This is a genomic window from Pseudoalteromonas sp. MB41 (genome assembly GCF_020966275.1).
In the GTDB taxonomy this organism is placed as follows: Bacteria; Pseudomonadota; Gammaproteobacteria; order Enterobacterales; family Alteromonadaceae; genus Pseudoalteromonas; species Pseudoalteromonas lipolytica.
In genome coordinates, this window is record NZ_JAJJZF010000002.1 from 329,366 (window position 1) to 348,822 (window position 19,457).

Genomic DNA, 19,457 nt, shown 5'->3' on the forward strand with positions numbered 1-19,457 from the left:
TTAACAGACAGGCTACTTTTTAGCCTTTGTTGCAGCTTTCTTTTTAGCGGGGGCCTTCTTCTTACTTTCTTCGACCCATTTTCCACCTTGATAATGAGCTGTCCAGCCTGTTGCTTTGCCGTCTACCTCTGTCATCACATACTGTTCTTTATTTTTACGGCTATAACGAACAATTGATGGGTTACCATCTGGATCATGCGTAGGAGCATCTGCTAGGTAATAAAACTTCTCAGAAATACGGTCTCTAAAACGTTTTAATTCTTCAACTTTAGGAGCTCGCGTTTCCCGTGATTTCGGGAATGTATTCGCCGCTAAGAAAATACCCGACGCGCCGTCACGCAGCACAAAATACGCTTCTGACTTTTCACACTCTAATTCAGGTAAATGGACAGGATCTTCTTTTGGTGGCGCAGCTTCACCATTTTTAAGTAGTTTACGGGTATTTTTACAATCATCGTTACTACAACCAAAATATTTACCGAATCGGCCAGATTTTAGTTGCATATCAGCACCGCATTTATCGCATTCGATTATTGGGCCGTCATACCCTTTAATTTTAAACGTGCCTTGCTCAACCACATAACCTTTACAGGCTGGGTTATTACCGCAGACATGCAGCTTACGGGTTTCATCAATTAGGTATGAATCCATAGCTGTTTCACAGATAGGGCAACGCTTCATTTGCATCAACGTTTCTGTCTCGACGTCTTCAACATCGGCAGCAATGGCTTCATCACCAGAAACAAGATTCATTGTCGTAGTACAGCGCTCTTTGGGTGGTAAGTTGTATCCTGTACACCCTAAGAAAACACCAGTCGATGCAGTACGAATCCCCATTTTACGGCCACAGGTTGGACAATCAATATCTGTTTCAACCATTTGGTTCTGACGCATACCACCTTGTTCTTCATCTCCTGAAGCGATTTCAAGCTGTTTTGAAAAGTCTGCATAAAACTTATCGAGTACTTGCGTCCAGATGCGCTCGCCTTCAGCGATATCATCTAGGCGACCTTCCATTTTTGCTGTGAAATCGAAGTTCATTAAATCTTCAAAGTTTTCAACTAAGCGGTCAGTAACGATCTCTCCCATTTTCTCAGCAAAGAAACGACGGTTTTCAACTCGCACATAACCACGATCCTGAATGGTTGAAATAATTGAGGCATACGTTGATGGACGCCCAATACCGCGTTTCTCAAGCTCTTTAACCAAGCTTGCTTCACTAAAACGAGCAGGTGGTTTTGTAAAATGTTGTTTCGGGTCAAGCTCAACTAAGCTCAGAATTTCACCTTGCTTTACAGCGGGGAGTGACTGATCTTCTTCATTTTTCTTACGCACAGCAGGCTGCACTCTTGTCCAACCATCAAAACGAAGAACACGGCCTTTTGCTTTTAATTGGTAATCACCCGCGCCAACCGTTAAGGTTGTTAAATCATATTCAGCTGGCACCATTTGACACGCAACGAATTGACGCCAAATTAACTCATATAATTTTTTCGCATCGGCTTCAACACCGTCTAAATGACCCGACAATACAGAAACACTTGAAGGACGAATCGCTTCGTGCGCTTCTTGTGCATTGCCTTTAGAGCTGTAGCTAATTGGTGCTTTTGGTAGGTACTTATCACCAAACTGCTCAGCAACATAGTCACGGCACATTTCAACCGCATCTTTTGACAAGTTGGTTGAATCAGTACGCATATAGGTAATATGACCTGCTTCATACAAACGCTGAGCAAGCATCATGGTCTTTTTAACACCATAGCCTAAGCGAGTGCTCGCGGCCTGTTGCATAGTCGATGTAATAAAAGGAGCACTCGGTTTGCTTTTACTTGGCTTTTCTTCAACGCTTACAACTTCATACTGAGCTTTCTCAAGGTCACGAACCGCAGACATTGCTTGCTGCTCGTTAACAGGCTTAAATGCCTTATCAGCGTGTTTTGTAACTTCAAGGCGTAAGGCAGACTCACTATTTTTAACATCGGCATGCACATCCCAAAACTCTTCAGGAATAAATGCTTTTATTTCACGTTCACGTTCTACCAGCAAACGAACAGCAACAGACTGAACACGGCCTGCAGAAAGACCGCGTGCAACTTTGGCCCACAACAACGGCGAGACCATAAAACCCACTACTCGGTCAAGGAAACGGCGTGCTTGTTGCGCATACACCATATCGGTGTTTAATTCACCGGGTGTTTCAAAAGCTTGCTGAATCGCATTTTTGGTAATCTCGTTAAAAACAACACGCTTATATTTCTCTGGCTCACCACCGATAATCTGTTCGAGGTGCCATGCAATCGCTTCCCCTTCTCTATCCAAATCGGTTGCGAGATAGATTTTATCGGCATTTTCTGCAAGCTTCTTTAATTCTTGAACGACTTTCTCTTTGCCAGGCAAAACTTCATAATGGGGTTCCCAGCCTTTCTCAGGGTCAATTCCCATACGTGCAACAAGATTTTTGTAATCTCGTTGTTTTTTATACGCAGCTTTTTCTTCTGGTGACATTTTTCGAACCTCAGCAGGGGTTTTCGTTGCTGCTGTTTTCGTTTTGCCTGAACCTGAAGTCGGTAGATCACGTACATGCCCAACACTGGACTTGACGATAAAATCGTTACCTAAGTATTTATTAATTGTTTTAGCCTTTGCTGGAGACTCTACAATTACAAGTGATTTGCCCATAGCTGCCTATTTCTGACCAAGAATTTTAAAAGTTTTTTGCCCTTATAAATGTATATCTATCACATCAAACAAATTAGTATGATTTATTAACATCGGAGCACGAATATTTATAGGTATATCTACAAACACCAATTGTTACAAGCTTTTAATCGAAACTTTTAACCATTGACTGAATAATTGAACAATTTTTGCTGCTAAATTAGCCAAAATGATAATTTGCTGTATTTTTATGGGGAATATATAGAACAGCAACAAAAATGCCAACCTTCTGGTTGGCATTTTTTTAAATTTAAACAATTAAATACTTGTTAACCATCATCACTGATTGCGATTGGAGCTGAGGTAACTAAGCCTTTACCTGTGGTAAATTGAACAACTAGGTTCCCCTCTGCTTTTTTATTTGCTTCAGCCTCTCTACTAATTGTTAAACCAAAAGACATGGCTGACGTTTGACTAGTATTAGGCAGCTCAAAGCCAGATGTTCCACTGTAATCACCATTATCAGTGCTCACTGAAACCGCCGTACTCGCTGGTAATGGGTTATTGTAAACATCTGAAAAATAAAGCGCGAAACTTAAAGCAGCCAATTGGTTGCCAACCATCGCTGTGGTTATATTTATTGAACCTAAATCACAGTAATCAGTGTTATCTGTAGGTTCTAAGTCCAAGATAACGGCAGTTGATGAGTCACCAGCTTGACGATAAATCGTATTACACTGCGCTATATCAACCCCTAATTGCATTGCATTGTCAGTAAAAACTGTTGGGTCTGCTGCAGTTCTTTCATTGAGAGCCGAAGCAAATCGATTACGTAACTCAGCTTTCGTAACGACAAAACGAGTGTATGCTTCACTGCCGGACATAACAATTTCAAAAGTATCCCGAATATCAATGACTTCTTTGGTACATAAACTTTCAAACGTTGCTCCCACGGTTGGGGTAGTCGCGCTTTCAGTACACACTAAACCATTGTATTTACCATCAGCAAGTGTATGCATTCCATTTAAGTCAATATCCCAATTTTCCTCAAATTGTCCTGCATTGGTATTTGTTGGGCTACAGGGATCAGTTGCATCACCTTCTTGGCAAAATTCAGCTGACTTCGTCACAGTGCCACTCACTGGGTCGTAAATAGCTGCTAAACCGTCATAGAAACCATTTTCATTATGGTCGATAAAAGCTTCTGGTAAGTCATAGCCACTGTAATATTCATTAGTATCAAAGCGGCCATTCCCATTAATATCAATATATGATTCTTGACCCTTTGCTGTCACCAACACCGTCGAACGTGCGCCTAATGGTACACCATCGTCAAAAAACGCAGCGTTTCTAATTCCAGCCATACAAGGGGCTGCGGAACCAAAATAAAGGTCACAATTGATAACACCTGTTTTCGGGTTGATACTGTTGATTTTATTGCCCCACTTATCCTCGGTAAATGGCTTTGGATTCTGTGAACGCCACTGCGCAACACATTGACCATCAACTGTATTACACTCAAGTTGAGGGTTAAATTCAGCACCATCAAGAGTGCCAACCGCCCCACCTTCTGTTGTTAAATACACAGCCGTACCATCTGGTACAGGGTTATTAAAGTGATCAGCTAAATAAACAGAGATATCCGTGGTATCACCAATATAATTAAGTGCTTCTATGTTAATTATAGTAGGGCCAGCTGTGAAACTATTACCATCGGGTAAACCTGAACTAATAGAGACTAAATCTGATACACTCACCACTTGCTCATCAAGTGACACTAATGATAATTCACCTACAGGACACGATACATTACCATTACGTTCCGCTTCTGCTTTTTGGCATTCTAAATACAACTCCTGCCAACACGTGACATTATTATTCTGATCAGCAGGTATGAGCTCTTCAGGTATATAACACGCCTGTACACGTACCGCTTGTGGCACAAAGCCAGCATTTACTTGAATGCGAGCAAGCCCTTCAGAATCGGTAGAGACACTTGCATGTGAATAGCCACCAGCATCTGTTACCTCAGATAGTGAAATGCCACCGTTGGTTGAGCTTAAACGAAAATCCATTCGTTTTTGTTTTGCAGCATTACCGATTTCATCCGTTAGCTTAAATGTTAATTGACTGATTTCCTTACGAGATACGCCACCAGTTCCTTTTAACGCTAAAACATTTTCAGTGGCTTCAATGAATTCTATTGAACTGACTTCTGCAGCAGAAACAGGAACGTTTACATTAACTACTTTGGGCGTGCCACCAGTGAGCACTGTGGCTGTCACAGTATCACCTTGCGAAGTATTACATCCATTGGTTCTGTATGTAGCCGTTGCAACCCCGCTAATACTGGTTGCTTTTGAGTCCATTACAGCCAATCCCGACTCTACGCAACCAGACGTAAACTCAACATCGAGCGGTGTAACAATTGGGTTTCCGTTGCTATCAAAAATCGAAACGGTGATCACCGTAGTTGCACCAGCAGCCAATGGAACATATTCACCGTCGATTGGGTTACCTGATGCATCAAGTTTGTTGTATAGGCCATTGGTGATTTCAACATTAAGCTCTGCGGTGGCAATTTCAAATGCTTTTGAAAGAATCACTGACTTGGCTGTCACCGACACTTCACCTGCACCACTGTTTGCACCTGGTTGTAGTTTTAAAACCGCGAAACCAAAAGGATCCGTTAATGCTTTGCCAGACTCAGGTAATAAACGACCTAGGTCAGTAGATAACTCTGCGATAATTCCTTCAATTCCATCACCTGAGCTGGTATCGGTAACTTTAACCAGAACGTCAATGAGTTGATCAGATGAAAACTGATTAACAACAACACAGCCCGATGATAAATACGTTGTTTCTAATGAAGTCGAATAGCGATTAGCATCCCAGTCTGCCGCACAACCTTTTAAAAGCTTAATATCAAGTGCGGCTTCTGCATTTTCGATTGGGGCATCATCACCACTCGAAATAAAACCGGCGACTTTAGTAATTGTGTTACCACTTTCATCAGTGTATGTAGCTACAACTTGACCCGCGCCTTTTGAATTACCGCTACTTAAAGTAACAAATGCTTCGCCGTTGGCGTCTGTAAGTGCCGTCCCTAAAACAGGCGTAATTTTACCTGTATAATTGGTAGAGAAAGAAATCAGTTGACCTGCTAAAGGCGTCTCATCGTCTAATAGAGTGGCTGTTACTGTTCCTTTATTATCTTTACTTACTGGGTTTTCTACACTGAATGGGAGGCCTGAGGCATCAACAATAGAGACGCCCAATGTCACTGTGCCACTCACACTTGAATCATCTGACTCAGAACCGTCTGATGTAAATGCAAATGTATCAAAATAGGTTTCGCCACTGACAGTATAGGAGGCTGTCACAATACCCGCACCGGCAACATCACCCGCTGTAAGCGTTATGCGTGCGTTACCATCGTTTTTTGTTAATACTGTACCTGATGAAGGGGTGAGCGATCCAATATCATCGGCAAGTGTGAATATAACTCTTTGACCCGAAATCACCTCATCATCACGTTTTAAAGTAGCAACTAGGTCTAATGGTGCACCAGCGGTTACTTCATTATTGCTTGTTTGAGTTCCTTTAACAAAACCATTTAATGTAACCGTGAAAGTTTGATCGCCTGTTTGCGTATTGTCGCCCGCTGTTGAAAAGCTAAAACTACCAGAGAAAACAGTACCTGAGCTTGAGGTAAAACTGGCAATAATTTCATCTGCGCCAGCTTGGGTGCCTGCGTTTAATTTAACTTCAGCATTACCTTCACTGTTAGTCAGCGCTGAGGGTTGATCTAAAGTCCCCAGGTTATCCGCTAATGAAAATGTTATTTTTTTACCTGTTACATCTGAATTGCTACTCGTTAAAGAGGCGCGAATCATTAAGGGCTGATCGGCTGTTACATTATTCGATTCAGTACCATCAGCGCTATACCCTTGCACTGTTATTGTATAAGTTGGGTTATCAGAAGTATTCCCACCGTCTAATGAACCCCCTTCTTTCTCAAGTGATCCACCACCGCCACAGGCGACTAAAAGTGAGCTGAAAACTATAACACTTAGCCATCGCAATAAAGGCATTGACCTCTCCCTAGTTAGCTATTTTCATATTTACATTATTGTTTACCTGATATTAACCTAAAATCTGGACGAATATCATAATTATTTTATCTGAATTGCATCGAATTAATTCTAATATTTATCGAATTTTTCTGTATAAAAATCTTCATGCTGGTAGGCTATGGCAAAATTTATAAAAATATAGATTAGGTGTATGTCAAAAGTCCGTTCATTGAGTCTCACATCTCGTATCATGATTGGTATGGTCTTGGGTGTGATCGTTGGTTTTATCTTCCAAGCAATTTTAGCGGGTGAAGACGATTTCCTTATTCCATTAGGGTTATTCTCTTTGCCAATTAAAGCATTTTTCGTTGATGGTATTTTCCACATTGGTGGTCAAATATTCATTGCCAGTTTAAAAATGCTCGTCGTGCCCCTCGTATTCGTTTCCTTGGTGTGCGGTACGTGTAGTTTAAGCGATCCAAAAACACTGGGCCGTTTAGGGGGTAAATCAATTCTACTTTACTTGGTTACAACAGCGATCGCGATTACTGTTGCGATCACACTTGCACTGTTATTTAATCCTGGCGAGGGTATAAATTTACCGTCAGATGCAACCTACAGTGCGAAAGAAGCCCCGACTCTTGCGCAAGTTATTATTGGGATGTTCCCAACCAATCCAATTGATGCAATGGCAAATGGAAATATGCTACAAGTTATTGTTTTTGCCCTTCTTTTTGGTGTGGCAATGGCTTTAAGTGGTAAAGCAGGTAAGCGAGTTGCTAGTGTATTTGAAGACCTTAACACTGTTATTTTAAAGCTTGTAACACTGCTAATGAACATTGCACCTTATGGCGTGTTCTTTTTAATGGCGAAACTATTTACAACCATCGACTTTAAACTGATTAAAAGCTTGGCACTGTATTTTAGTATTGTGATGCTGGCATTATTTATCCACGGTTTAGTGAACTACAGTATTCTTTTAAAAGTGTTAACAGGACTAAACCCAATAACGTTCCTAAAGAAAATGAAAAATGCGTGTCTGTTTGCATTTAGTACATCAAGTTCAAGTGCAACGATGCCAATCACACTGGAAACTGCCACTAAAAAATTAGGAGCTCAGAACTCAGTAGCTTCATTTACGGTCCCATTAGGCGCGACTATTAATATGGATGGCACCGCTATCATGCAAGGTGTTGCGACCGTATTTATTGCGCAAGTATTTTCTGTTGATTTAACTATATCAGATTACTTAATGGTTATTTTAACTGCGACTTTAGCCTCAGTTGGTACTGCAGGTGTACCCGGTGTTGGTCTGATTATGCTAGCGATGGTGTTAAATCAAGTAGGCTTGCCTGTAGAAGGTATCGCTATCATTATCGGTGTTGACCGTTTACTTGACATGACGCGAACAGCTGTCAATGTAACTGGTGACTGTATGGTGACATGTGTGGTAGCAAAATCGGAAGGACAGTTCGATGAGAAAGTCTTTAACGACCCTGACGCAGCCAAAGACCTAGAAGATTATCACAAATCAATTAAATAAATTTGGTCAATAAAAAACCCGCTCCTGAAGCGGGTTTTTTATTTGCATGAAAGCGAATAAATTTAAGGATTCATTCCTTTAAAACGTGACATTAAATTTACCCCTGCTTGGCTGATACTTGAACTCAGACCCACCGCGAGTTTATCCGTTAAGTTCTTTTTAACTTTGTACTTTACTTTATAGATTTGGCGTTCATCCGCTTGGTTTAGCAAGATATCATCACTGGTTTCAATTTTGTCCACTAAGCCTCTATCAAAGGCCTGAGTTGCAAACCAATGTTCACCTGTGGCAACCGAATCGATATCAAGTGAAGGACGTTGTTCACTCACGAAGGTTTTAAATAAACCATGTGTTTGTTCTATTTCCTCTTTAAACTTCTCACGGCCCTTCTCTGTATTTTCACCAAAGAGTGTCAAGGTGCGTTTGTATTCACCAGCAGTGATTTGCTCAAAATCCACATCATTCTTCTTCAAAATTTTATTGAAGTTGGGTATTTGTGCAATAACCCCTATAGAACCGACAATTGCAAATGGCGCAGCAACAATTTCGTTGGCAACGCACGCCATCATATAGCCACCACTGGCTGCAACCTTATCAATTGCAACGGTTAAATGAATACCAGCATTGCGTAAGCGTTGCAGTTGAGATGCAGCAAGCCCATAGCCATGAACCACTCCACCACCGCTTTCTAAGCGTACCAATACTTTGTCTTTTTCTTTGTCAGCAATGGTAAGAATTGCAGTGATTTCTTCACGTAAACTTTCAACTTCATGGGCATCTATACTTCCATTAAAATCAATCACATATAATCTTGGCTTAGGGTCTTTATCTTGCTGCTCTTTGGCCTCAGCTTTTTGTTGTTTAAAGTAGGCCTTAAGCTCTTTTTTAGAGAGCGTATTTTCAATAAAGTTTTGCTTAAGATCAGCCAATTGCTCACTTAAATCATCAATGCTTATCTCGCCTTTCTTAGCCTTTGGCTTAACAGCAGCACCCACAATAATCGCAACGATGGCAGCAACAGCAACCACAAAAGTAAGGGTTTTGGCAAAAAACAAGCCATATTCATATAAAAATTCCAAACACTCTCTCCATTAATTGTTAATTCGCCACAATTTATCATGCTTTAAGGCAAAAAAAAGCCACATTATGTGGCTTTTTACTTAATTGGCGGATTTCACTTATTCTGTGACAACATCCGTATTCGTAACCTGTAGAAATTGACCGCGAGCTGCTAAGAAAGTCCCAATTTGCAGCTGCATTTCAGTGGTCGCTGCTGCACTCTCTTGCGCTGTTGCACCTGAGTCTTCAGTAGGCACAGGTGTTAGCACAGAGCTGTGATGTCCTTTAGTAAACTTAACAACATAACTCATAGGATCTGCGGTAGGCGCTTGTGTTTCAGCCACTGTCGTTAACCCCATAAGCTTTGCAAGAGGCAGACTCCCTGCAATTGGGTTGCTTGCAACCATCGGTGGAATAACTTGGTCTGCTTTATTATCTGCACCATCACCCACAACAACACTCATGTATACTGGTGTACCAAGCGCTGCAACTGCAGATGCATAGTTAGAGGGATCGCCACTGTCTAGTGCGGTTTGTGCTGCAAACGCAAATTGCGTTACTACGCCTTGAATATTAGCAAGTTTTTCGGTTTCACCAGCCATAGTTAATGAACCTACATACTCTTTATATGCACATGCTACAAAAGCCGTTTGATCAGCGGCTAAAGAACCACAATTTGAAAGTGCTTCATTTTGTGAATACGCACTAAACTCAGCCGACTCTTCAATACCAGCAGCAAGTAACACAGAACCTTGTACAAATGGGCCAAACCTAGCTGATTCGATTAAGAAACTAGCAAGACCACCGCCACCACTGGCCAGTGCAACGCTTTTTACATTAAACAGTGGATCAACTTGTTCATCCAACGGTGAATTAGCAACCGCGATAAATGCAGGCGCCACTACAGAGCCCAGTGAATGGCCAAGGAAAGAGACATCTTGTGCATTAAGATCAGCTTGGCCTGTGAAGTTCAAGCCCATACGTAAACCTAATAAATCAGCTACCGATTGACGTAAGCTATCACGTGCAACTAATAATGACTGCAAGTTCATGTAGCTTAACACCGACCCAGTCGATGCATTAAAATCATCGGTGCCATCGCCATTAACATCAACACCGCGCTCTCCATGTCTTGGGTGATCAATTGCTACAGTCGCAAAACCTTGAACTGATAACTGAGCCGTAATGGCTAACATGTCTTCTTTTTTAGACGTAATACCATGTTGTAAAATAACAATTGGCCAACCACCCTCTGGCATTACAAGCTCATCTTCTCCTAATTGCACTCGGACAGCATTAATTACAGGCAAAATTGGCTTCGTAATTTGCACCGGTACATTAGCCATGCTCTGTGTTTTTGGGATGGTATTGTACTTAGTTAGATGTTTCGTTTGGTCAAGCCCTAAATCACGCAATTTACCACCACTTAGCGCCATACAAAGACCATCATTCTCGCTAATTGGATCCGTTGGAAATGATGCTCCCGCAGAAGACGCATAACCAAGTACTGCCACACCACTGTCACACAACCCTTGCCAATAGGTTGCCGACAAATCACTGACATCAGTCCCCGTCGGTGTACCTAGGTACATGGGTAGCATCACGCTGCCTTTTTGATATTGCACCCCTGCAAAAGCTGGCGATAAACCAGTAATACCCCGTGATGCAAATACTTGCTCAACTGTCATAACAGGTCGCTCTGGGATTTGCACTGTAGGACGCGGTAAAGCGTCTTGGGTTAGGCTGGCAGCTAGCAGTTGTTTAACTGTGCCTAATACTTGACCTGCTGATTGCATTGTCATTGCCGCAGAGTAAATAATGTCATCTTTACTGATTTGGCCACCTGAAGTGACAGCATTTTCATAGCTGTTAATAACTGCTTGAAGTGACTTTTGAGAATCAGTAATAAGCGGTGCTTCTTCACTAACAAGCGCATACGTAGACGAAGGCTCAATTGAACGACCTTCAGAGTCCAACAACGACGTCGTTAATACATTTATATATGTACTACCCGCTTTAAATGGTTTTAGCGGAATAACAGCGACAGAATCACTCGAACCTTGCGTAATAAAATCAACACCAAAAGTGAGTTCTGATACCAGCTTACATGCAATACCTGCAGGTACTTGTGAACAGGTCTCATCAGTTTGACTTGCACCCATCACAACTTCAAAAATACGTACAGCACCAGGCCCGCCCGCCGAAGCGGCATCAAGCGAAACACCTGGAGGGAATGCGAGGTCGATTTTAAACGGAGTCTGTGTTGACCAACCATCGAGTGCACCCAATGCAAGTTGAGGATTAGCATACGCGGCACGAGGAACACTGACATTGTTGTCATCTAATTCGCCAGGGATATTCAGTGTACCGTCTAGTGTGCCACTCATTAATAAGTCATTTGGCACAGAGATAACACTGTTGGCAGGGTCAAACTTAACTGTCGCGCTAGGGATGATAGGAGGGCTGTCATTTTTTACATCTTCTAATGTTTCTCCTCCACCACAGCCGGTAATGACTGATGCAATGGCTAGTGAAAGTAGCAATTTTTTCATAATTTCGCTCCGCGCAAATCTTATTGTTATTGTGTGTTCAAGTATAAAAGTAGTCGCTAGACTGCCTTTAGTTAAGTTAATTTAATGTAATTAGGTTATTAATAAGACATTAGACCAGTTAAAGTTAACGTAAAGTTTCAATTTTCGCCACCTTAATTTGCAATAAATTCGATAACTTGGCTTTTTGCTATGGTAAAATAGAAAAAAATGTAATCAATGGTACTTTTATGCACACATATAAAGCTGCTGAGAATGCGCTAAAAGACAAAGTAATTCTAATAACAGGTGCCGGTGATGGTATTGGTCGCGTTGCCGCATTAACCTATGCAAAGCAGGGTGCCACTGTTATTTTACTTGGAAAAACAACCAGTAAACTTGAAGCTGTTTACGATGAAATTATCAATGCGGGTGGTCCACAACCTGCTATTGTGCCAATGGACTTAAAAGGCGCAACTAAGCAAAACTACCGTGATCTAGCTGCTACTATAGAACAACAATTTGGTAAATTAGACGGACTACTCAATAACGCTGGAATTTTAGGGTCGCTCGGCCCGCTTGAGCACTTTTGCGTTTCAACTTTCGAAAATATCATGAAAGTTAATGTGACAGCGCAAGCTATGATCACTAAATATATGTTCCCAGTACTTCGTAAATCGCCGAGTGCTTCTGTGATATTCACATCGTCAGGCGTTGGCCGTAAAGGGCGTGAGTTTTGGGGAGCATACGCTATTTCAAAATTTGCAGTTGAAGGGATGATGCAAACATGGGCATCTGAAGTGGGTAAAACTAATATCCGTATTAACTGTATTAACCCTGGTGCAACGCGGACAGCCATGCGCGCGTCTGCCTACCCAGGTGAAGACAGAGATAAATTGGCTACTGCAGAAGATTTAATGCCAACCTATTTATATCTGATGAGTGATGATTCTAAAGAAGTGAATGGTCAATCACTTGATGCACAGCAAAAATAAAAAACGCGGGTATTAAACCCGCGCTTTACTGTTCATTAACGGCGCTTAGTTTGTTTAACGCGATGATTATGCTTTTTAACCGCTTTACGAATTTGATTAATCTTAGCGCGCTTCTCTTTGCGCTTATCTGGGATTGCAGATAGCTTAGTTTGTGTCTCACGACCTAGCTGTACTGTTTTACGTAAATAATTCACTGTGTCTAGGTCAAGCTCTGCCCATCCACCTTGCGGTAAACGTTTATCAAGTTCTAACTTACCATAGCGAATACGGATCAAACGAGACACTTCAACATCTTGTGACTGCCACAAACGACGCACTTCGCGGTTACGACCTTCAGTTAATGTCACATTAAACCAACGGTTAATGCCTTCTCCACCCATCGGCTTTATATTTAAAAATTTCGCAGGGCCATCTTCAAGCTCAACCCCTTTGGTCAAATTTCGTAACGTTTCGTTAGTAACTTCACCAAATACACGCGCCGAGTACTCACGCTCTACTTCATAACTTGGGTGCATCAAGCGATTAGCCAGTTCACCGTCATTGGTAAACAACATTAAGCCAGCCGTATTAATATCAAGGCGCCCGACCGCAATCCAGCGATCACCATCAACACGAGGGAGACGATCGAATACTGTGCGTCGGCCTTCTGGGTCTTTACGTGTACATAACTCACCTTCTGGCTTGTTATACATTAATACACGACAAATACGCTCTGCCTTATCTTCAATTTTTACTACATGACCGTCGACACGAATTACATCAGTTGGTTCAACACGATCACCTAAACGGGCAACCTTACCATTTACACTCACGCGATTTGCATCAATGTATTTTTCCATTTCGCGGCGCGAACCCACACCCGCTCTCGCCAACACTTTTTGTAACTTTTCAGTTTCTACTGTACTCATTCAGATAGTTCTCTCACAGAAGGATCACTCAATAGCTGGTTGATTTTACTTTCCTGAGTGTCAGGCAAAGGCGGTAACTCATCTAAACCAGCTAATGAAAAATAGTCTAAGAAAGTGGCCGTCGTTGCATAAAGCGCCGGGCGCCCTGGCACTTCTTTGTGCCCAACAACTCTTATCCACTCTCTTTCTAATAACGTTTTAATAATTCCTGAGCCCACCGTTACACCTCGTACTTGTTCAATTTCGCCACGGGTGATTGGTTGTCGATAGGCAATCAGAGATAATGTTTCTAACAGCGCTCTTGAATATTTAGGCGCACGTTCTTGCCATAAATTCGCAAGCCAAGGCGCAAGGCTTGCACAGGCCTGAAAGCGATACCCACTGCCAACAGCAACAAGTTTTATGCCGCGAGTTTGATAATGCGTTTGAATCTGTTCAATTGCATTATTAATTCTGGGCATTGATACGCTTAACTCAGCTAAGACCGTTTCTTTTAAATGACGTTTAGACAGCGGTTTTCCAGCAACAAAAATCGCGGCTTCTATGATTTCGACAAGCTGTTCATCACTGATACGTTTTGTAGCCATTGCACCTAAAGGTCATTTTATTTCACTAACGCTCTATTATGACAGAAGTCACTGAAGGTTGGAAAATTTATTACTAAAAACCAGCGTAATTTACGCTATGCTTTTGCAGCGTGGATAAAACAGAGATCTTTTTGACAGTTTTAGTCATTAAAAAAGCGCTACAAAGAGCGCTTTTATCATTCAGAGTAAGTTATTGCGTCATTCAGCAACACTCACCTGTTTTATAAACAGTTATTTTCATTAAATTGCTGCGTTTTGGTAGCGTTTTACAAAGTCTGTCACCGCTTCGCCATTACATTTTAATGAATTTAAGTTACCTATTTTCTCACGCACAGGAGTCAAGCCTTGCTTAAGTGCTGTAATACACAGCTGAGTTTCTTTTTGCTGGTTTTTTGCAAAAACTTCAACCTGCGCTTTTTTTGGAACATGCTGTGAAGGTGCTTTTTTAGCGAGCTCACGAATGTCAGTTCCATTGCATAAAATACTTGGTGAAAAACGTGACATTGCGATGCCATGTTTTGCTGCTTCTTTACGAGCAGCGGTAAACCCTTCATTTGCACTTAAACTACATAACTTAGATTCGATACTGTTGTCTGCAGAAAAGTAGCTCGGGTTGCTTGCTAATGTGCCAAATGAGATAGACGCAATTGAAAGCATCACTAATTGTTTTTTCATGGTTTACCTTTAAGTAGTACATAATTTGAACGGGTGTGTTCGCGCATTATATAAACAAAGATAAGCGGATCAACTGAATTATTTATTTAATTTAATAATTAATAATGAGTTAACAATACCTTTAAGAAGTCAATCAATTGTGCAACATTTATTCATAGTGTTTTTCAAAATTTGCTCATGAATAGCCGTTAGTTTGATGGTAGAATTAACCTACTCGTTCTAAACAAAAATAACTTATAGGTGCACGATGAAGGTAATTTCATTCAACATTAACGGGCTGCGTGCTCGTCTACATCAATTGCAAGCCGTTATCGATAAACATCAGCCTGATATCATTGGCTTACAAGAAATTAAAGTTCACGATGAAGCCTTCCCTCTCGAAGACGTGCAAAAAATGGGTTATCACGTTTATTTTCATGGTCAAAAAGCGCATTACGGTGTAGCTATGCTGTGTAAGCAAGAGCCAAAGTCTATTGTTAAAGGTTTTGCAACAGATACAGACGAATCACAGCGCCGTATGATCAGCGTAACTGTGGCGCAAGAAAATGGCCGTGACTTAACGGTAATGAATGGTTACTTTCCGCAAGGAGACAACATTGCTCATGAAACAAAATTTCCTTATAAACGTCAGTTCTATAAAGATTTAATGACGCATTTAAATGATAACCACACGCCAGATCAAGATGTAATCGTGATGGGAGATATTAATATTTCACCGACTGACCTCGATATTGGTATCGGTGAGCCAAATCGTAAACGTTGGTTAAAAACGGGTAAATGCTCATTTCAACCTGAAGAGCGTGAATGGCTAGCCACATTATTAAATTGGGGTTTTAAAGACACGTTCCGCGAGCTATATCCTGAAAAAACAGAGCAGTATTCGTGGTTTGATTACCGCTCGAAAGGGTTTGATGACAACCGAGGACTGCGTATCGACGTTATTTTAGCAACTCCAACTCTTGCTGAGCGTTGTGTCGAATCTGGTATCGATTACGAATTACGTGGAATCGAAAAGCCATCAGATCACGCCCCAATCTGGTCTTCTTTTGACGCATGATAGAGCAATTGCAATGGCAGCTCCCTTTGTGGAGCTGTGTGGCTTTCATACTTTGGCTTAGCTTTGATAAAAACAGCTTTGCACAGCTATTGGCAACGCCAATCAGACAAGTAGGTGTGCTTGCCTGTGCACTTGTGCTTGCTGTGCTGTGGCGTATAAAAGCCGGTATTTTACCTGGCCTCGAATTGCATATACTAGGGGTCAGTGCCGTTACCCTTATTTTAGGCTGGCGGTTGGCAATTTTTGCAAGTGTACTGGCAAGTGCCTTGTTGATTTTAGTGGCTCAGTTGCCCATAAGCCTTCTGCCGATTCACTTACTTTTCACTGCCTTTATACCCATTTCGCTCAGCTACCTGTGTTTTGTGCTTTGCTATACCTACTTACCAAAACACTTTTTTATCTATATCTTTTTCTGTGCCTTTTTAACTGCTGCACTCATCGCCTGTATTAAAATACTCACCAGTGGCATGCTCTATTACGTTATGGGTGAATATAGCTTGATTGAAATTTCGCAAAACTACCTAATTTTATGTGCCATAATTTGGTTTCCTGAAGCGATGCTCAATGGCATGGCTATTACCTTATTGATCACCTATCGCCCACATTGGGTTAAAACCTTTTATGATAAGGACTACTTAGACTCATGAGTCTTCACTACCACTGCCCGCTTTGCAAACACGCACTGACTTTAACTGATAAAACATATCGCTGCGTGAATAATCACAGCTTTGATATTGCCAAAGAAGGCTACGTAAATTTATTACCCGTACAAAATAAAAAGTCGAAGCAACCGGGTGATAACCTCGACATGGTACAAGCGCGCCGCGCCTTTTTATCTGCTGGCCATTATGGCTTTTTACAGCACGCTATTGCTCGCTTAGTCTCTAAATTAAAACCTGTGTCAGTAATAGATCTTGGCTGTGGCGAAGGGTTTTACACCCAAGCGATAGCGAACTCATCGAATGCAACAGTGTATGGGGTCGATATTTCGAAACCGGCAGTGAAATATGCCGCAAAACGCTATGAAAATGCCCATTTTAGTGTCGCATCAATTAGCCAATCGCCCTTTGCAGATAGTGAAGCTGATGTACTGGTAAGTGTCTTTGCCCCGCTTTTTGCAGACGAACTCGCGCGCCTAGCAAAACCCCAAAGCACATTGATTGTGGCAAGCCCCGGCCCATGGCACCTTAAAGAGTTAAAGTCGTTTATTTACGCAGATGTTAAACCACATACCCAGATAGAAGCGCCCAATGGTTTTAGCACAAAATCGACAGAGCTACTTGAGCAACAAACCGTATTAAGTGTTGAAGACATTAAGCATTTGATAATGATGACGCCATTTGCGTGGAAATTTCGCCCTGAACATTGGCAAGAAATAGAACAAAAAGGCCCGCAAACAGTGACATTATCATTTTATGTGAGCCAGTTTATTCGTGACTAAAAGTGTTCTTTTGTGAAGGCTTTGTCCATTTTTTCGAACATATCTTTTAGCAGTTGAGCCAAATCAGAATAGCGTGGTTTTTCAGTCGTTAATTGCGACTGGTAACCATGCGCTTTCATTTTACTATGAAGCTCTGTGTACCAGTTAAACATTGCAGGCTCTAACCGAGTTTCTGCGCGTTTACCTAACCACAACAAACCTTGCAATGGTAATGACAGAAAAAATAATGCAATTGTAATTGCTTGTGGGGAAAATTCACTGCCTAAGTAGTTTACTTGCATAAACACAGTCAGCATTGCCAGTATAGGCATTACTGTAATGGCAAGCTCAGTGGCTTTTATCACTTTAAATTCAGCAAACAAGGGAGCAAGCTCTTGTCGCATAGGCCACTTTTTGGCGTATTGGCGACCTGTTTGCACTTGTGACATGACACTTTTTTGCATCATCACTCCTAGGTTTTCATACTGTTTCACATGTGAGTGTAACACACTCCCGGACACAATCCCTGCAAAACCTGTCCTAGTTTTTTGTTAATCAGGCTAACGTTTAACAACTAAATGAGATAAAATATTATCGGCACAAGTCAACAAGACTTTAGTATAATTACGACCTAACTCTGTTAAGTGTAGCAACAAAATATGTTTTTACTATACTGGCACAGAACACTAATTATCAAGCCGTACTCACTCTGATATTGTATTTTTAGGACTCAGCTATGCCTTTGCAACCTTGCTCACCACGCCATGTTTTAGTATTAAACTGTGGTAGTTCAAGTCTAAAGTTCGCCATTTTAGACGCCACCACCTCCGACGAAATAATTTCTGGTCTTGCTGAACGATTAGGCTCAGAAACACCTTCAATTAAGTACAAATACAAGGGCAACAAGCAAGTTATTGAACTAGCAAATGGTCAAGCACATGACGCGGCAATCGCTGAGTTAGTTAATCTGGTGAATAGTTTAGGTTTAGCAGACAACCTAATAGCTGTCGGGCATCGTGTTGTTCACGGTGGAGAACATTTCACCGAGTCAGTGCTAATCGACAACGATGTATTATCTGCGATTGAAAAAACGGCAGCCTTAGCCCCCTTGCATAACCCTGCAAATTTACTTGGTATTCGCACTGCGCAGCAGGCATTTTCAACGCTGCCACAAATTGCAGTATTTGATACCGCTTTCCATCAAACAATGCCAAATATTGCTTACTTGTATGCCCTACCTTACTCGTTATACAAAGAGCATGGCGTGAGACGATACGGCTTTCATGGTACCAGCCATTTCTATGTAGCGGGTGAAGCGGCAAAATTACTCGGCAAAGAACGCGAACAAACCAATGTGATCAGTGCTCATTTGGGTAATGGCTGTTCTGTGTGCGCCATTAAAGATGGCAACAGTGTTGATACCAGTATGGGCCTAACCCCTCTTGAAGGCCTTGTGATGGGCACGCGAAGCGGTAGCATTGACCCGGGTTTATTTACGTTTTTAACCCTGCAACTTAACTATTCTGTACAAGAAATTGATGATCTACTAAACAAACAAAGTGGTCTATTAGGTATCAGTGAGTTATCTAACGATTGTCGCACAATTGAAGAAGCGGCTGTTGCTGGTCATCAGCAGGCTAATCTTGCGCTTGATATTTTCTGCTACCGATTAGCAAAACAAATAGCCGCATTTATGGTGCCTTTGCAGCGCCTAGACGCGCTGATTTTTACCGGGGGTATTGGTGAAAACTCAGACATCATTCGCAAAAAAGTGATCACACAATTAGGCTTTTTAGGCCTTGTTTGTGATGATCAAGCAAATTTAGCCGCACGCTTTGGTCACGCAGGCTTAATCACACAAGGTGATGCCTTTACAAAAGCCTTTGTTATTCCAACCAATGAAGAATGGGTAATAGCAAACGACGCAGCACGCATTGCGAAGGAGTGTTAA

At 41.6% G+C, this 19,457-nt stretch carries 14 protein-coding genes; 6 read left to right on the forward strand and 8 right to left on the reverse strand.

The genetic code is table 11. The features are described 5' to 3' along the window. Nucleotides 1-12: 12 nt before the first annotated feature. Entirely contained in the window at nucleotides 13-2,679 is a 2,667-nt protein-coding gene (gene topA / locus LPA49_RS05075; RefSeq protein WP_036968862.1) for a type I DNA topoisomerase, read from the reverse strand. A gap of 308 nt (nucleotides 2,680-2,987) precedes the next feature. Further along, complete coding sequence (locus LPA49_RS05080) at nucleotides 2,988-6,752, reverse strand: hypothetical protein (protein ID WP_230235858.1); 3,765 nt, start codon at nucleotides 6,750-6,752, stop codon at nucleotides 2,988-2,990. A 193-nt stretch (nucleotides 6,753-6,945) separates the two neighbouring features. Here LPA49_RS05080 and LPA49_RS05085 point away from each other — a divergent pair, with 193 nt between their 5' ends. Then, nucleotides 6,946-8,277 (forward strand): dicarboxylate/amino acid:cation symporter, encoded by a 1,332-nt coding sequence (locus LPA49_RS05085; protein ID WP_036968865.1) that lies wholly within the window; start codon nucleotides 6,946-6,948, stop codon nucleotides 8,275-8,277. 62 nt (nucleotides 8,278-8,339) lie between these two features. Here LPA49_RS05085 and sohB read toward each other — a convergent pair whose 3' ends face one another. Together sohB and LPA49_RS05095 are read right to left on the reverse strand one after the other, a co-directional pair. Continuing rightward, a complete protein-coding gene (gene sohB, locus LPA49_RS05090) occupies nucleotides 8,340-9,356 on the reverse strand; it encodes a protease SohB (RefSeq protein ID WP_065979832.1) in 1,017 nt (338 codons plus the stop codon). A gap of 99 nt (nucleotides 9,357-9,455) precedes the next feature. After that, entirely contained in the window at nucleotides 9,456-11,888 is a 2,433-nt protein-coding gene (locus tag LPA49_RS05095; protein WP_074988302.1) for a VolA/Pla-1 family phospholipase, read from the reverse strand. Nucleotides 11,889-12,115: 227 nt separating this feature from the next. Between LPA49_RS05095 and LPA49_RS05100 the strand changes: the two genes are divergently transcribed. After that, the gene (locus tag LPA49_RS05100; RefSeq protein ID WP_036968874.1) at nucleotides 12,116-12,859 is read left to right on the forward strand and encodes a YciK family oxidoreductase; all 744 of its coding nucleotides are present in this window, start codon (nucleotides 12,116-12,118) and stop codon (nucleotides 12,857-12,859) included. A gap of 35 nt (nucleotides 12,860-12,894) precedes the next feature. Here LPA49_RS05100 and rluB read toward each other — a convergent pair whose 3' ends face one another. From rluB to LPA49_RS05115, 3 genes are all read right to left on the reverse strand, one after another. After that, on the reverse strand, nucleotides 12,895-13,767 hold the full coding sequence (rluB, locus tag LPA49_RS05105) for a 23S rRNA pseudouridine(2605) synthase RluB (RefSeq protein ID WP_036968876.1): 873 nt from the start codon (nucleotides 13,765-13,767) through the stop codon (nucleotides 12,895-12,897). Continuing rightward, nucleotides 13,764-14,354 (reverse strand): SMC-Scp complex subunit ScpB, encoded by a 591-nt coding sequence (gene scpB / locus LPA49_RS05110; RefSeq protein WP_036968879.1) that lies wholly within the window; start codon nucleotides 14,352-14,354, stop codon nucleotides 13,764-13,766. Before scpB ends, rluB begins: the two co-directional genes overlap by 4 nt. Nucleotides 14,355-14,594: 240 nt before the next feature. Continuing rightward, the gene (locus tag LPA49_RS05115) at nucleotides 14,595-15,029 is read right to left on the reverse strand and encodes a hypothetical protein (RefSeq protein ID WP_036968882.1); all 435 of its coding nucleotides are present in this window, start codon (nucleotides 15,027-15,029) and stop codon (nucleotides 14,595-14,597) included. A 247-nt stretch (nucleotides 15,030-15,276) separates the two neighbouring features. Here LPA49_RS05115 and xthA point away from each other — a divergent pair, with 247 nt between their 5' ends. Genes xthA through LPA49_RS05130 form a run of 3 tightly spaced genes read left to right on the forward strand, consistent with a single transcriptional unit; the run spans nucleotide 15,277 to nucleotide 17,527 of the window. Continuing rightward, complete coding sequence (gene xthA, locus LPA49_RS05120) at nucleotides 15,277-16,086, forward strand: exodeoxyribonuclease III (RefSeq protein ID WP_065979830.1); 810 nt, start codon at nucleotides 15,277-15,279, stop codon at nucleotides 16,084-16,086. Further along, entirely contained in the window at nucleotides 16,083-16,733 is a 651-nt protein-coding gene (locus LPA49_RS05125; protein ID WP_118844215.1) for an energy-coupling factor ABC transporter permease, read from the forward strand. The genes xthA and LPA49_RS05125 overlap by 4 nt, the downstream gene beginning before the upstream one ends. Continuing rightward, complete coding sequence (locus tag LPA49_RS05130; RefSeq protein WP_118844214.1) at nucleotides 16,730-17,527, forward strand: putative RNA methyltransferase; 798 nt, start codon at nucleotides 16,730-16,732, stop codon at nucleotides 17,525-17,527. Before LPA49_RS05125 ends, LPA49_RS05130 begins: the two co-directional genes overlap by 4 nt. Here the strand turns inward: LPA49_RS05130 and yfbV are convergent. Then, nucleotides 17,524-17,970, reverse strand: a complete 447-nt coding sequence (gene yfbV, locus LPA49_RS05135) for a terminus macrodomain insulation protein YfbV (RefSeq protein ID WP_230235860.1) — start codon at nucleotides 17,968-17,970, stop codon at nucleotides 17,524-17,526. The genes LPA49_RS05130 and yfbV overlap by 4 nt on opposite strands. A 272-nt stretch (nucleotides 17,971-18,242) precedes the next feature. Between yfbV and LPA49_RS05140 the strand changes: the two genes are divergently transcribed. Next, complete coding sequence (locus LPA49_RS05140) at nucleotides 18,243-19,457, forward strand: acetate kinase (protein WP_230235862.1); 1,215 nt, start codon at nucleotides 18,243-18,245, stop codon at nucleotides 19,455-19,457.